The organism is Burkholderia mayonis, from assembly GCF_001523745.2.
GTDB classification, from domain to species: Bacteria; Pseudomonadota; Gammaproteobacteria; order Burkholderiales; family Burkholderiaceae; genus Burkholderia; species Burkholderia mayonis.
Genome location: NZ_CP013386.1, coordinates 842,564 through 856,690 on the forward strand (window position 1 = coordinate 842,564; position 14,127 = coordinate 856,690).

A 14,127-nucleotide genomic window follows, 5' to 3' on the forward strand; every position below is an offset into this window, starting at 1 on the left:
TTTTTGTTGAGCGCAGATCATGATTGTCGTCGTCGTCGATTCCATGGAGCGTTATTACTTCGCCGCGCGGCTCGTGAAGTCGATCAGAAAGGAGTTCGATTTTCTGTTCGCGACGAGCGAGCCGGTCGCGCATCTGATGGCGCTGGGTGCGGGATTCCGGTCGGTCTATTTGCGGCGCGGCGCGCAGGCATCCGCCGCGCGCGATGCCGCAGGCGCGATCCGTTCCGACGCGTCGATCGAAGTGCTGAACGGGCAGATGACGCCCGAGCTCGCACGCGCCGACGCGACGGCGATCTTCGCGGCGATGTCCGGCCTATTTCGCCGCCATCTGATTTCGCAGTGCCTGATGTGGAACGGTCAGCAGCTCGTCTGCCGCGCGGTTGCGCATGCGTGCGCGGCGCACGGGATTCCGGCGAAGTTCGTCGAAATCTCGAATCTGCCGGACAAGCTGTTCGTCGACCGGCTCGGCGTCAACGCGCTGTCGTCGATCAGCCGCAACCCGGCTGTGATCGACGCGCTGCCGATGCCGACCGAAGACGCGCATCGCCGCTGGCTCGCGCGCTACGAACGATACAAGGCAAGGCCGCTGCCGCAGGCGCGCACGTCGTGGAAGCGCAAGGCGGTATCGGCCGTCAACTATGCGCTGAAGCTCGCAACGCGCGGCGTCGCGCGCAAACGTTTGAACACGGTGCGCGCGACGAATGGGACGGTTGCGCCGACTCAGGCGAAAGCGTTGACGGTGAAGGAGCTGTCGGCGTTGCGCTACGTGTTCCTGCCGCTGCAAGTGTCCGGCGATACGCAGATCAAGCTGCATTCGGATGTCGACAATCTGAAGGCGATTCGGCTCGCGTTCGAGCACGCGGCGAACGAGTGCGCGGATCTGATCGTCAAGCTGCATCCGGCCGAGTGCGACACCACGGTGATCGACGAAGTGCTGCGCATGCAGCGCGTTTATCATTTCGACCTCGTCACGTCGCCGACCACCGATCTCATCAAGCATGCGCATTCGGTCGTCACGATCAATTCGACGGTCGGACTCGAGGCGCTCCTGTACGGCAAGCCGGTCGTGTCGCTCGGCCGCTGCTTCTACAAGGAATTCGATCGCACGCGGCTCCTCAAGTACATCCATTCGTTCCTGATCGACGGAATCGATTATTTCGGCACGGGCGAGATCGCGCCGCGCGCGGCGAGGAACGTGTTTTCGATGAAGCACTGACATGCGCACGACCTTGAAACAGACGATCGAAGCAATCGTCGACGATTGCCGGCGCAACGCGTTCTTCAAGACGCGCTGCGTCGTCGTGTTCTTCCGGATCGCGAACTATCTCGCGTGCCGCAGCAAGCTGACGCTCGCGTTTGGCGCGCCGGTGATCGCGCTCTACATCGTCGTCTGCGACTGGATCATGGGCATCGAGATCCCGGTCAAGACGAAAATCGGCAAGGGTCTCACGCTGTATCACGGCACGGGGCTCGTCATCAACGGCTATTGCAAGATCGGCGAGCGCTGCGTGATGCGGCACGGCGTGACGATCGGCAACACGCTGCGGCCCGACGGCACATACAGCGGCGTGCCGACCGTCGGCGACGACGTCGAGTTCGGCGCGCACAGCGTCGCGCTCGGCGAGATTCGGATCGGCAACCGTGCGCGCGTCGGCGCAGGCGCCGTCGTGCTGCGGGACGTGCCGGACGGCGGCGTCGCGGTGGGCGTGCCGGCGCGCGTGCTCGAGAAGGAGAAGGGCACAGCATGAAGGTATTCATCCTCCACCCTGGCAAGGCGAACTACCCGGAAATCGCCGCGTACCGGGATTTTCTCGGCCAGCGCGGATTCGAGGTGCACGACGGCGATGCGAACGCGTATGCGCAGTTCGGCAACCGAAGCAACTGCATCCTGTGGTGCATCATGGGCTTCTATCGTTCGCTGCCGCCCGCGCGGTTCGTGATTCACGACTACCGATCGCTGTCGGTCGGCCGGCTCGCGGCCGTCAAGGATGCGGTCAAGCGCGCGTTGAACGCGAGGCCGGATCTGCGAATCTTCCAGAACGAGCGGATGCGCGACGCGATGGCGTTTTGCGACGGCGTGCCGTCGCTGCTGCTGCCGATGGGCGTGCCGGACTGGATCTTCGGGATCGCGAACGAACCGGCGGGCGACGGCCCGGCCGGACGCTTCTGCTACATCGGCGAGATGAGCCGCGAGCGTGGCTTTCACGAGGTGCTGGCCGCGTATCGCGACGCGCCGCGCACGGCGCGCGACACGCTCGTGCTGGTCGGCCAGCCGGAGCCGGAAATTCACGACGCATTCCGGCACGTCGAAGGCATCGAGTTCGTCGGACGCGTGCCGCAGCGCGACGCGCTCAAGATCGTGCAGCGTTCCGAATATGCGGTCTGCTATTTCCCGTATCATCGTCCGCACTGCTATCAGACGCCGACGAAGCTGCTCGAATACGCGGCGCTTGGCAAGAAGATCGTCTGCAACGATGCGCCGTCCAATGTCGAGGCGGTGAAGGCGCTCGGCATCCGGTCTCACGTCACGGGTGCATCGATATTCGACGAGTTGCTGCCGTTGGCGCAGCTCCACGCGCAGCGCAACGATCCCGCGCGGCTGAAGCGGCTCGGATGGACCGCGGTGATCGCGCAATCGGGCGTGTCCGCGCATCTCGACGCGGTGTCTTCGATGCGAGGTGCGCGATGACGGCCGACGTCGCGGAAAAACGGTGCCGCGCGATGCCGTCGAAGGATGGTGCGACGCGAGGCGGGCGCGCGCGGATGAAGATCGTCCAGGTTCTCGAATCGAGCGCGACGGGCACGTTGTCGATGGTGTGCCTGATCGCGAATCGCTTCGCGCGCGAGGGACACGACGTGCACGTAGTCTATTCGATCCGGCCCGATACGCCCGCGGATTTTCATGCGCTGTTCGACGCGACGGTCAAGTTGCGCCACATCCAGATGAAGGGTGTGCCGCTGCTGCCGGCATTGCTCGAACTCCGGCGCACGCTAATCGGCATCGGGCCGGACGTCGTGCATCTGCATTCTTCGTTCGCGGGATTCCTCGGGCGAATCGCGTCGCTGTTCGCGTTGCGGCAGGCGGCGTTCTTCTACAGCCCGCACTGCATCTCGTTCATGCGCCGCGACATTTCGGCGCTGAAGCGGCTGGCGTTCGTCGCGCTCGAACGGATCGCGTGCGTGAAGCGTTGCCTCTATATCGCTTGCTCGGACAGCGAACGCGATGCGGTTCGCGCGCACTTGCGGCAGCCGGTCGTGGTGGTCGAGAACGCGGTCGGCGCAATGCCGTCGCCCGCGAACGCCGATTCGGCCGATACGCGCGAGCCGGTGATGCGGGTCGCGACGGTCGGCGGCATCCGCCCGCAGAAGAATCCGCGGCTGTTCGCCGAGATCGCGCGCCGCTTGCAAGGCTCGAGCATGCGTTTCATCTGGATCGGCGACGGCGACGCCGCGCTCAAGACGGAACTGCGCTACGCCGGCGTCGAGGTCGCCGGCTGGCTCGGCCGAGCGGAAGTCGTCGCAGGATTGCGGCGCGTGGACGTATATTTGTCGACGTCGTCATGGGAGGGCATGCCCGTGTCGGTCATCGAAGCGATGCTGCTCGGCTTGCCTGTCGTCGCGTCGGCATGCGCGGGAAACGTCGATGTCATACGGCATTTGCAAACTGGCGCGATATTTCGCGGCGCCGAAGACGCGGTCGAACTGCTCGCGTCGATCGAGCGCGATGCGGCGCTGCGCGCGCGCCTTGCCGTCGCGGCGCGACGCGAAGCCCGCGAGCGCTTCGGCGAAGAACGCTTTTTCCGGCAACTGGCGCCAGTCTACGCGGCGCATCTTGCGCGCGCGTCTCGATGATTCGCCGTCCCGAACGCGGGCCTGCCGTGCGAAATCGCCGCGCAGCGCGTACGGGACGATTTATTCGGAGATTTGACCTATGAACGTAGCAATCAGTCCCGGCGTGACGGCCGGCAACGACCTACCTTTCGTGCTGTTCGGCGGGATCAACGTGCTTGAGAGTCTCGACTTGACGCTCGACGTGTGCAGCGAGTACGTCGCGGTTACGCGCAAGCTCGGGATCCCGTTCGTGTTCAAGGCGTCGTTCGACAAAGCGAACCGTTCGTCGATCCATTCGTATCGCGGCGTCGGGCTCGACGAGGGCCTGAAGATCTTCGACGAGGTGAAGGAACGCTTTGGCGTGCCGGTGATTACCGACGTCCACGAAATCGAGCAGGCCGCGCCGGTCGCCGAGGTCGCGGACGTGCTGCAAGTGCCCGCGTTCCTCGCGCGCCAGACCGATCTCGTCGTCGCGATCGCGAAGACCGGCAAGCCGGTGAACGTGAAGAAGCCGCAGTTCATGAGCCCGGCGCAACTGAAGCACGTGGTGACGAAATGCCGGGAGGCCGGCAACGATCAGGTGATTGTGTGCGAGCGCGGCAGCTCGTTCGGCTATGACAATCTCGTTGTCGATATGCTCGGCTTCCGGCAGATGGCGGAGACGACGGACTGCCCCGTGATCTTCGACGTCACGCATAGCCTGCAATGCCGCGATCCGCTCGGCGACGCGTCGAGCGGCCGGCGCCGGCAAGTGCTCGATCTCGCGCGCGCGGGCATGGCGGTCGGCATCGCGGGGCTTTTTCTCGAAGCGCATCCCGATCCGGATCGCGCGCGCTGCGACGGGCCGAGCGCGCTGCCGCTGCATCTGCTCGAAGGCTTCCTGTCGCAGATGAAGGCGATCGATGATCTCGTCAAGCGCATGCCGGCGCTCGATATCCGATGAGCGCGCCCGCGTATCGCGGCGCGATCCGGCTCGTGCTGTTCGATGTCGACGGCGTGCTGACCGACGGCCGGCTGCACGTGACGGGCGACGGCGAGTTCATGAAGAGCTTTCACGCGAAGGACGGCATCGCCATCGCGCTGCTGCGCGCGCACGGCATTCGCAGCGGCATTCTGTCGGGCCGCCACAGCGCGCCCCTCGCGTGGCGCGCGCAGCAGCTCGGCTTCGACGTGTTCGTGTCGGGTTGCGACGACAAGCGCGCGGGCTACGCACGCATCAAGGCAGAGGATGCGCTCGCCGACGATGCGATCGCCTTTGCCGGCGACGACGTGAACGATCTGCCGGTGATCGAGGCGGTTGGCGTTTCGTATGCGCCCGCCGATGCGCACGCGCTCGTCAAGCGGCGCGTCGACTACGTCGTCTCGCGGGCGGGCGGCGAGGGCGTCGCGCGCGAAGTGGCCGAGCACGTGCTGATGCGTTCGGGGTTGTCGCTCGACGAAGCGTATCGGCCGCTGATGGATCGATGGGGAATGCATGACATCGTTCAATGATCTCGCGGCGCGGTACGTTGCCGCTCCGGTGTGCTGCGCCAAGTCCACGAATGCGGACTCGCTCGAATACATCCAATAACACGGCTCATGGCCTTCGATTGCTCTCCGATGAACCATCACAACTATCTTGATTCCGCGCGACAAGTCTTCGACATCGAATCGCGGGCGCTCGCGGGCTTGTCCGCTCGCATCGGCGAGTCGTTCGGCGACGCAGTCGACGCGATCCTGCATTCCAGCGGCCGCGTAGTCGTGTGCGGGATGGGCAAATCCGGAATCATCGGGCGCAAGATCGCGGCGACGCTCGCGAGCACCGGCACGCCGAGCTTCTTCATGCATCCGGGGGAGGCGTATCACGGCGACCTCGGCATGGTGACGTCGGCCGACACGTTTCTCGCGATCTCGTATTCGGGCGAAACCGATGAGGTGATCAAGCTGATTCCGTTTCTGAAGAGCAACCGCAACCATCTCGTCGCGTTGACGGGCAACGCGCGATCGACGCTCGCGAAGGCGGCGCACAGCCATCTCGACGTCGGCGTCGAGCAGGAGGCGTGTCCGCTTCAGCTCGCGCCGACGTCGTCGACCATGGCGGCGCTCGCGATGGGCGACGCGCTGGCCGTCACGCTGATGAAGGCGCGCGGCTTTCGGCCGGAGAACTTCGCGCGGTTTCATCCGGGCGGCTCGCTTGGCCGCCGCCTGCTGTCGAAGGTCGACGACGAAATGGCCGCGCACGACTTGCCGTTCGTCGACGCGAACGCGCAGGCGATCGACGTGCTGCAGGCGATGACGCGTGGCCGGCTCGGGCTTGCGATCGTTCGATGCGAAACGGGCTGGGGGATCATCACCGACGGCGACATCCGGCGCGCAGTCGAGACACATGGCGATGCGTTGTTTCGCCGTGTCGCGGCGGATCTGATGTCGATCGATCCGGCGATGGTGCGCGTCGGCACGCGCGTCGAGGACGCATTGCTGCTGATGGAGGCGCGGCACATCAACGCGCTGCTCGTGTTCGACGGCGACGACGTCGTCGGCGTGTTCAAGAAGTAGCGAAATTAACGGGCAATGGCCGGACATTTCGCGATCCGTATGAAACGTCCGGCGCTTCATGGAACGATGAATGCATGAGCGATGCAGAATTTTCTCATGCGGGAAGCCGCGGTTCGTTCGTCGAGCGTCGTCGCTGCAACGGATGCGCGCGCTTCGCTTGTGAGCCGCCGACGGGCGGCACGTAAGGCACATACGGCACATACGGCACATACGGCACATACGGCACATACGGCACATACGGCACATACGGCACATACGGCACATACGGCGCGCCGTCGCGCCGCATCCGCCGCTCGCGCACAATGAACGCAGCGCGTTACGCCGCGACGAGCTCGGGAAAGCGCTCGCTCAGATACTGCTCGAATTCGGTCGCGACTTCCGGATGACGCAGCGCGAACTCGACGGTCGCCTTCAGATAGCCGATTTTGCTGCCGCAATCGAAGCGCGCGCCGTCGTACCGATAGGCGAGCACCTGCTCGTCCTTCAGCAGCGACTGAAGCGCGTCGGTCAACTGCAGCTCTCCGCCGGCGCCGGGCTTGAGCGAGCGCAGATGATCGAAGATCCGCGGCTTCAGCACGTAGCGCCCGACGACGCCGAAGTTCGACGGCGCAACCGCAGGCTCGGGCTTTTCGACGATTCCCGACAGCTTGAAGAGGTCGTCCTCCCAACGCTTGCCGTCGATCACGCCATACGATTTCGAGTGTTGCAACGCGATCTCTTCGACGCCGACGACCGACGTGTGATAGTGATTGAACACGTCGATCATCTGCCGCAGCACGGGCGGGCGGCCGTCGAGCAGATCGTCCGCGAGCACGACGGCGAACGGACTGTCGCCGACGAGCTTCTCTGCGCACAACACCGCGTGGCCGAGGCCGAGCGCTTCGGCCTGGCGCACATAGAAGCAGTCGACGTTGCGCGGCTTGATGCTGCGCACGAGCGACAGCAGCTTCTCTTTGCCGCGCGCTTCGAGTTCTGCCTCGATCTCGTACGACTTGTCGAAGTGATCCTCGATTGCGCGCTTGCTTCGGCCGGTGACGAAGATCATCTCGGTGATGCCGGCCGCGATCGCTTCCTCGACCGCGTATTGGATCAGGGGTTTGTCGACGACCGGCAACATTTCCTTCGGACTCGCTTTCGTCGCGGGCAGAAAGCGGGTGCCGAGGCCGGCAACGGGAAATACGGCTTTTGTGACTTTCAGCATCGAGCGTCGAACCTTCCATCGAAGAAGTTAAACGTTTGCGCGCGAGCCGGCGGGACGCTCTTATGAACGAACGACGCCGACGACTTGTGCGTGGTAAAGCGATGGTAGGGCCGTTCGAATTGTTTGGCTACGCTAAATATAGGTTCAATCGGACAAACTTCTCGCGATGTCGATTCAATCAAATCTGCGAAGGGATTTGCGAAGCGAAACGTTGTAGGACGCAACGGCGTGTGCGATGCGCGTGTTCGGTGCGAGGATGTCGCGAAGTGTGCGGCTCGATGCGAACGAAAAAAAGGCCCGCCTGCAACGGCGCGTGCAGGCAGGCCAATTCCGAACTATCGGAAGGTTCGCCGCCCGGGGGAGCGGCTGACCAGGAGCGAGTATGACGGTGGACGCGCAAGCACGCCTATCGATCTGTCTGATTCGGCGTAGCAATTGACCGATGGTTACTGCAAGTCGGTCGCAGACGACATGTCGATGCGGGGCGCACGTTGTATCGATGACGTCTTCGGGCGGCCCATGAGACGCCATGGCGTCTCGGATGCGCTAGCGACTCGCCATTTGTCGGAGCGCGGCGGCATTTTGTCGGATGGCCGCGATCCGCATGCGTTAGTCTGCGCTTGCGGACGTGCATTGGATAAACCATCGCGTCTGCGCGAACGTTTGCGGCGTCGTGCGCGTTCATCATCGAAACGGGGCAGGCATGGAAGGAAAAAGGGACGTGCTCGAAGAGATCGCGGAATTCAATCAGCGGTATCTCCGGCTCGCGCAGCGTCTGCTGAACGAGAACGGCGAGCGAGGCCAGTCGATGCTGGGCATATCGGACGAACTGGCGGCGCGTCTTGTCGCGATGACGCGTGCCCAACTCGAACAACTCGCTGAAGGCGGCGAGCTCGTTTGTCAATTTCGTCTGGATGCGATGCCCGGGCGGGCGTGAGCCGATTCGCGGTGGGAGGGGGCGCTGGGACCGCGCTTTGGCGTCGTCAAACGTCTTCACGATTCGGTGTGCACGTATGCGTGCTGGACGGTGTGATGTCCATTGCGCGCGGCATGCTTCGGCGTGGATGTTCTGATGAACCGTCGCAGCCGCAGCGCGCTTCGCGACTTTGCATGAGATCCGATTGGCTCCGTTGCGGCGACCCTCGACATTTTCGTCAATCGGCGGCTTTTTTCGCGATGCGCATGATCGCGCGCTCGCAAACCTAGGGTCTGTTCACATTCGATGAATTGTGTTTAGCCTCTGTTGAAATCCGAGTGGGTGGTATCGTCCGGTTTTGCGCATAACAAGACGAAGGGAACTCATGCATAGCCAGTTGTTCGAAGCCGCATCTCGCGGAGACACGTCGGCTGAATCCGGTTGCGTGTCTCGAAAATGGCGGTGTTAGCAGTGGATGATTGGGGCTGGTTGCGTTTCCTGACGCGGGCCAGTAGCGGTCAAAACGGCCGCGAATCTAGGGGGAGCACGACGATGGACAAGCAGCTTTTCGATGAGCTGGTGCATAGCTCGGGCGAAGCTCGTGACATTGCACAGGGTAAGGTGGAGCCATCGCGCTCGTTCATCGTCGAGCGTCATACGGACAACGAGAAGTGGGGCGCGGGCCTTTGCCGTGCTCGTGTCGTCTACGACTACCCGAAGGACGAGCTGATCGGGACAGTGCTGACGACCGGCGAAACCTTCGTTACCAGCGATCCCAAACAGATGGCCGAATGGCTGTTTGCGGCGGGCGTCCTGCACGGGCAGGTATCGATGCCCGATTGGCGTGAAGGGGATATTTCACCGGCTACGGGTGACAAGATCTCGTTGCATCATCGCCTGATGCAGCTTGGGCGGCAGGAGTCTGGCGAATGAGTAGAACGGCGAGCTGATAGGCTGTTGCCCGCTAGATGTGACAAGGGCCTAGCGCGAACGCTAAGCCCTTGTTTTATATGGTGGCGAATCAGGGACTCGAACCCCGGACCTGCGGATTATGATTCCGTCGCTCTAACCGACTGAGCTAATTCGCCAATAGAAGGCGAATTATGGAGATCGGTGCGGGAGGTGTCAAGCCCTTTTTGCCGATTTCTCCCAAAAGGGCCGGCACATCGCGGGGGCTTCATTCTCGACCGTTCCGCGAACCGGGCAGTCCGCCTGCGACTGCCTGCCGACCACCCCGCCACCCGCCCGCCGTCAGCCGGACGATCCGCCCGCGACACGCTCCGTCAATCCTGCGCGTAGATATTCGAATCCTTGGTTTCCTTCACGAACAGCAGCCCGATGACGAACGTGACGAGTGCGATCACGATCGGATACCACAGCCCCGAATAGATGTCGCCCCTCGCCGCGACGATCGCGAACGCGGTCGCCGGGAGAAAGCCGCCGAACCAGCCGTTGCCGATGTGATACGGCAGCGACATCGACGTATAGCGGATCCGCGTCGGGAACATCTCGACCAGCATCGCCGCGATCGGGCCGTAGACCATCGTCACGTAGATCACGAGGATCGTCAGGATCGCGATCGTCATCGGCCAGTTGAGCTGCGCCGGATCGGCCTTCGCCGGATAGCCTGCGGATTTCAGCGTCGTGGCGAGCGTCTTGTCGAACGCCGCGCCCTTTGCCTTCGCGTCGGCGGCCTTGCCGTCATACGACTCGATTACAGTGTCGCCGACCTTGACTTGTGCGGTCGTTCCCGCGGGCGCCGCGATGTTCTCGTAGTTGAGGCCCGCTTTCGCCAGCGCGCTCTTCGCGATGTCGCAGGAGTCCGTGAACTTCGACGTGCCGACCGGGTTGAACTGGAACGAGCAGGTCGACGGATCGGCCACGACGGTGATCGGCGCCTTCTGCGTCGCTACTTCGAGCGCCGGGTTCGCGAAGTGCGTGAGCGCCTTGAACAGCGGGAAGTAGGTGAGCGCGGCGATCAGGCAGCCGGCGAGGATGATCGGCTTGCGGCCGATCCTGTCCGACAGCGAGCCGAAGAACACGAAGAATGGCGTGCCGATCAGGAGCGCGATCGCGATCAGGATGTTCGCGCTTGCGCCGTCGACCTTCAGCGTCTGCGTGAGGAAAAACAGCGCATAGAACTGGCCCGTGTACCAGACGACGGCCTGGCCGGCCGTCAGGCCGACGAGCGCGAGGATCACGAGCTTCAGGTTCTTCCACTGGCCGAACGCTTCGGTGAGCGGCGCCTTCGAGGTCTTGCCTTCGGCTTTGATGCGCAGGAACACCGGCGATTCGTTCAGTTGCAGCCGGATCCACACCGATACCGCGAGCAGCAGGATCGACGCGACGAACGGCACTCGCCAGCCCCACGCGCCGAACGCCTCCTCGCCGATGGAGGTCCGCACACCGAGAATCACGAGCAGCGACAGGAACAGCCCGAGCGTGGCGGTCGTCTGGATCCAGGCGGTGTAGAAGCCGCGCCGGTGCGCGGGCGCGTGCTCGGCGACGTAGGTCGCTGCGCCGCCGTACTCCCCGCCGAGCGCGAGGCCTTGCAGCAGCCGCATCCCGATGAAGATCACCGGCGCCGCGATGCCGATCGTCGCATAGCCGGGGAGGAAGCCGACCACGAAGGTCGAGATCCCCATGATGACGATCGTGATGAGGAACGTGTGCTTGCGGCCGACGAGGTCGCCGAGGCGTCCGAACACGATTGCGCCGAACGGCCGGACGGCAAAGCCCGCCGCGAAGCCGAGCAGCGTGAAGATGAACGCCGCGGTTGGATTGACGCCCGAGAAGAAGCTCTTGCTGATGTAGGCCGCGAGCGAGCCGGCCAAATAGAAGTCGTACCACTCGAACACGGTGCCGAGCGACGATGCGAAGATCACGCGCTTTTCGTCGCCTGTCATCGGCGCGTGCGCAATTTGTCCGCCTACCGTTGCCATGAATGTCTCCAATTTTGATATAAGGGCGCGCGCCCCTCGGGGCGGCTCCGTGTCGATTATTGGAGGGCAAACTTACGGCGCACTGACTCGGCGAGTCAAAATGGCGCAACGGCAATTTGCGCGCTATGTTGCGCTTCGCCTTTCTTTTTCCTTTATTTTGTTGGCAACGTGCGTTTTCGTGATTTTTTGAACGGCGCGTGAAGCGGCTCTTAAGGGTTATTCCGGGGCTTCTTGCCGTAAGCCAAGGCTCACGCGCACGAGCGTGCCTGCAAGGCGCGGCGACATCTGATACACGTTGTCGTCGATCGTCAGCGTGCCGCCGTGCTGCGCGACGATCTCGCGAACGATCGCGAGGCCGAGGCCGCTGCCGTCGCCTTCGCGGCCGAGGATCCGATAGAAGCGCTCGACGACGTGCTCTCGCTCGTTCGCCGGAATGCCCGGGCCCGTGTCCTCGACTTCGAGATGCACGACGCCCGCCGCGCGGTCGGCGCGTACGCGCACGGTGATGCGGCCGCCCGTCGGCGTGTAGCGGATCGCGTTGTCGATCAGGTTGCCGAGCATCTCGCGCAGCATCACTGGATGGCCGTCGATGCGAAGCGGCCCGGCGTCGTTGTCCGGGCCTTCGTAGCCGAGGTCCATCTGCTTCGCGAGCGCGGCCTGCACCCAGTCGCGCACGGCCTGGCGCGCGAGCGGCGCGATTTCGACGGGCTCGAACATGAGCCCCGTCGCGCGGTTTTCCGCGCGCGCGAGCGCAAGCAGTTGCGTGACGAGCCGCGCGGCCTGCTCGGAGCTCGTCGCGATCTGTTCGAGCGAGCGCGCGACGTCGTCCGGCACTTCGTGGCGCAGCGCGAATTCGGCCTGCGTGCGCAATCCGGCGAGCGGGGTCTTCATCTGGTGCGCGGCGTCGGCGATGAAACGCTTTTGCAGCGTGATGTTCTGTTCGAGGCGCGCGAGCAGGTCGTTGAACGATGTGACGAGCGGCTCGATCTCGGGCGGCGCGCGCTGCGCTTCGACGGGCGATAGGTCGTCCGGGCGCCGGCCGCGGATGTGCGCCTGCAGCGCGGTGAGCGGTGCGAGCCCTCGCGACAGCCCGAACCAGACGAGCAGGATCGCAAGCGGCAGAATCACGAATTGCGGCAGGATCACGCCCTTGATGATGTCGTTCGCGAGCGCGTTGCGCTTGTCGAGCGTCTCGCCGACCTGCACGAGCACGGGCTGCGAGCCCGTCGCGCCCGGCAGTGCGACGGTCGTGTACGCGACGCGCACGTCGTTGCCGCGCAGCAGGTCGTCGCGGAACACGACGACACCGGGCGGCGGGCGGTCGTCGTCGCGCGGCAGCGGCAGGTCGGCTTCGCCCGCGACGAGCTCGCCGCGCGTGCCGAGCACCTGGAAGTACAGGCTGTCGACATTGTCGGCGCGCAGGAAGTCGAGCGTCGTCTGCGGCAGCTTCAGCTCGGCGACGCCGTTCACGGGCGTGATCTGCCGAGCGAGCACGTACGCGTCGGTCTCGAGCGCACGGTCGAACGGGCCGTTCGCGATCGTCTTCGCAACGAGGTAGGTGACGGCGATGCTCATCGGCCATAGCAGCAGGAGCGGCGCGAGCATCCAGTCGAGAATCTCGCCGAACAGCGAGCGGGGGCGGGGGCCTTCGGCGGCGTCGCCTTCGTCCGGCGGCGCGAACGGGTTTTCGTAGCGCGCGTCGCGCGCGGCGTCCGCATCGGTCGCGGCGGTGGCCGGACGGTGCGCGGTGTGCGCGGAATGGGCCGGCGTGGCCATCGGCCGCTCCTTCCTTGGTGGCGTCAGCGCAGCGACTGGCTCGCGGCGGCTTCGGCCGGTTGCGGCGCGGTTGCGTTCGGCGCGTCGTTCGCCGGGGCGGGCGCGGCCTTCTCGAGGCAGTAGCCGAGGCCGCGCACGGTCGTGATCCGCACGCCGCTCGGCTCGATCTTCTTGCGCAGCCGGTGAACGTAGACTTCGATCGCGTTGTTGCTGACTTCCTCGCTCCATTCGCACAGATGATCGACGAGCTGTTCCTTCGATACGAGCCGGCCGATCCGCTGCAGCAGCACTTCGAGCAGGCCGAGTTCGCGCGCGGACAGGTCGAGCACGCGGTCGTTCGCGTAGGCGATCCGGCCGACCTGGTCGAACGACAGCGAGCCGTGCCGCACGACGGTCGGCCCGCCGCCCGCGCCGCGCCGGGTCAGCGCGCGCACGCGCGCTTCGAGCTCGTTCAGCGCGAACGGCTTCGCCATGTAGTCGTCGGCGCCGAGGTCGAGCCCCTTCACGCGCTCGTCGACGCTGTCGGCGGCCGTCAGGATCAGCACGGGCAGGTTCGAATTGCGCGCGCGCAGGCGGCGCAGCACGTCGAGGCCGGGCATCTTGGGAAGGCCGAGATCGAGGATCAGGAGGTCGAACGTCTGCATAGACAAGGCCGTATCGGCCTCGGCGCCGTTCCTCACGTGGTCGACGGCATAGCCCGATTGGCGGAGTGACCGGGTGAGGCCGTCCGCGAGTATGCTGTCGTCTTCGGCGATGAGAATTCGCATGATGCGCAACCGGTTGCCGTCCCGCGGCGATGGCGCTGCGCGCGGCTGTCTCCGAAATATGGGGCGATGCCTGCCCGCAACGCGGGCTTGCACAAACCACTGTTTTTTTATACAGTATCTGCATTCGCGCACCTAACGGCTTGCTGGCCGTGTCAAAGC

General features: G+C 64.4%; 13 protein-coding genes and 1 tRNA gene. 9 read left to right on the plus strand and 5 right to left on the minus strand.

What is annotated here, in order from left to right:
- Window positions 1-19 precede the first annotated feature (19 nt).
- The 7 genes from WS70_RS04220 (at window position 20) to WS70_RS04250 (ending at window position 6,366) form a co-directional block, all read left to right on the plus strand.
- The gene (locus WS70_RS04220; RefSeq protein WP_059470875.1) at window positions 20-1,216 is read left to right on the plus strand and encodes a capsular polysaccharide export protein, LipB/KpsS family; all 1,197 of its coding nucleotides are present in this window, start codon (window positions 20-22) and stop codon (window positions 1,214-1,216) included.
- 1 nt (window position 1,217) lies between these two features.
- A complete protein-coding gene (locus tag WS70_RS04225; RefSeq protein WP_059470876.1) occupies window positions 1,218-1,748 on the plus strand; it encodes a serine O-acetyltransferase in 531 nt (176 codons plus the stop codon).
- Window positions 1,745-2,689: a glycosyltransferase gene (locus WS70_RS04230; RefSeq protein ID WP_059470877.1), complete on the plus strand. Its 945-nt coding sequence runs from the start codon at window positions 1,745-1,747 to the stop codon at window positions 2,687-2,689. Before WS70_RS04225 ends, WS70_RS04230 begins: the two co-directional genes overlap by 4 nt.
- A complete protein-coding gene (locus WS70_RS04235; protein WP_059596382.1) occupies window positions 2,686-3,852 on the plus strand; it encodes a glycosyltransferase in 1,167 nt (388 codons plus the stop codon). The genes WS70_RS04230 and WS70_RS04235 overlap by 4 nt, the downstream gene beginning before the upstream one ends.
- Window positions 3,853-3,931: 79 nt before the next feature.
- On the plus strand, window positions 3,932-4,774 hold the full coding sequence (kdsA, locus tag WS70_RS04240) for a 3-deoxy-8-phosphooctulonate synthase (RefSeq protein WP_059470879.1): 843 nt from the start codon (window positions 3,932-3,934) through the stop codon (window positions 4,772-4,774).
- Complete coding sequence (locus WS70_RS04245) at window positions 4,771-5,322, plus strand: KdsC family phosphatase (protein WP_059470880.1); 552 nt, start codon at window positions 4,771-4,773, stop codon at window positions 5,320-5,322. The genes kdsA and WS70_RS04245 overlap by 4 nt, the downstream gene beginning before the upstream one ends.
- 108 nt (window positions 5,323-5,430) lie before the next feature.
- A complete protein-coding gene (locus WS70_RS04250) occupies window positions 5,431-6,366 on the plus strand; it encodes a KpsF/GutQ family sugar-phosphate isomerase (protein WP_059470881.1) in 936 nt (311 codons plus the stop codon).
- A 316-nt stretch (window positions 6,367-6,682) separates the two neighbouring features.
- Here the strand turns inward: WS70_RS04250 and galU are convergent, their stop codons facing one another.
- Complete coding sequence (gene galU, locus WS70_RS04260; RefSeq protein WP_059470883.1) at window positions 6,683-7,567, minus strand: UTP--glucose-1-phosphate uridylyltransferase GalU; 885 nt, start codon at window positions 7,565-7,567, stop codon at window positions 6,683-6,685.
- Window positions 7,568-8,270: 703 nt separating this feature from the next.
- On the opposite strand from galU, the gene WS70_RS04275 reads away from it, so the two are divergent.
- Entirely contained in the window at window positions 8,271-8,504 is a 234-nt protein-coding gene (locus tag WS70_RS04275) for a flagellar transcriptional regulator FlhD (RefSeq protein WP_059470884.1), read from the plus strand.
- 531 nt (window positions 8,505-9,035) lie between these two features.
- A complete protein-coding gene (locus WS70_RS04280) occupies window positions 9,036-9,416 on the plus strand; it encodes a hypothetical protein (RefSeq protein ID WP_108033896.1) in 381 nt (126 codons plus the stop codon).
- A 78-nt stretch (window positions 9,417-9,494) separates the two neighbouring features.
- On the opposite strand, the gene WS70_RS04285 is transcribed toward WS70_RS04280, so the two are convergent.
- The 4 genes from WS70_RS04285 to WS70_RS04300 form a co-directional block, all read right to left on the minus strand.
- A tRNA-Met gene (locus WS70_RS04285) sits at window positions 9,495-9,571 on the minus strand.
- A gap of 195 nt (window positions 9,572-9,766) precedes the next feature.
- A complete protein-coding gene (locus tag WS70_RS04290; protein WP_059473592.1) occupies window positions 9,767-11,425 on the minus strand; it encodes an MFS transporter in 1,659 nt (552 codons plus the stop codon).
- A gap of 216 nt (window positions 11,426-11,641) precedes the next feature.
- Window positions 11,642-13,201, minus strand: a complete 1,560-nt coding sequence (locus WS70_RS04295; RefSeq protein WP_059473593.1) for a sensor histidine kinase — start codon at window positions 13,199-13,201, stop codon at window positions 11,642-11,644.
- Window positions 13,202-13,224: 23 nt separating this feature from the next.
- Window positions 13,225-13,968 carry a response regulator transcription factor gene (locus WS70_RS04300; protein ID WP_059596410.1) on the minus strand — a complete coding sequence of 248 codons (744 nt, stop codon included), beginning with the start codon at window positions 13,966-13,968 and terminating at the stop codon, window positions 13,225-13,227.
- Window positions 13,969-14,127: the final 159 nt, after the last annotated feature.

Coding starts and splice junctions, on each gene's coding strand:
- WS70_RS04220 (WP_059470875.1), top strand. CDS start 20: ATGATTGTCGTCGTCGTCGATTCCATGGAGCGTTATTACTTCGCCGCG.
- WS70_RS04225 (WP_059470876.1), top strand. CDS start 1,218: ATGCGCACGACCTTGAAACAGACGATCGAAGCAATCGTCGACGATTGC.
- WS70_RS04230 (WP_059470877.1), top strand. CDS start 1,745: ATGAAGGTATTCATCCTCCACCCTGGCAAGGCGAACTACCCGGAAATC.
- WS70_RS04235 (WP_059596382.1), top strand. CDS start 2,686: ATGACGGCCGACGTCGCGGAAAAACGGTGCCGCGCGATGCCGTCGAAG.
- kdsA (WP_059470879.1), top strand. CDS start 3,932: ATGAACGTAGCAATCAGTCCCGGCGTGACGGCCGGCAACGACCTACCT.
- WS70_RS04245 (WP_059470880.1), top strand. CDS start 4,771: ATGAGCGCGCCCGCGTATCGCGGCGCGATCCGGCTCGTGCTGTTCGAT.
- WS70_RS04250 (WP_059470881.1), top strand. CDS start 5,431: ATGAACCATCACAACTATCTTGATTCCGCGCGACAAGTCTTCGACATC.
- galU (WP_059470883.1), bottom strand. CDS start 7,567: ATGCTGAAAGTCACAAAAGCCGTATTTCCCGTTGCCGGCCTCGGCACC.
- WS70_RS04275 (WP_059470884.1), top strand. CDS start 8,271: ATGGAAGGAAAAAGGGACGTGCTCGAAGAGATCGCGGAATTCAATCAG.
- WS70_RS04280 (WP_108033896.1), top strand. CDS start 9,036: ATGGACAAGCAGCTTTTCGATGAGCTGGTGCATAGCTCGGGCGAAGCT.
- WS70_RS04290 (WP_059473592.1), bottom strand. CDS start 11,425: ATGGCAACGGTAGGCGGACAAATTGCGCACGCGCCGATGACAGGCGAC.
- WS70_RS04295 (WP_059473593.1), bottom strand. CDS start 13,201: ATGGCCACGCCGGCCCATTCCGCGCACACCGCGCACCGTCCGGCCACC.
- WS70_RS04300 (WP_059596410.1), bottom strand. CDS start 13,968: ATGCGAATTCTCATCGCCGAAGACGACAGCATACTCGCGGACGGCCTC.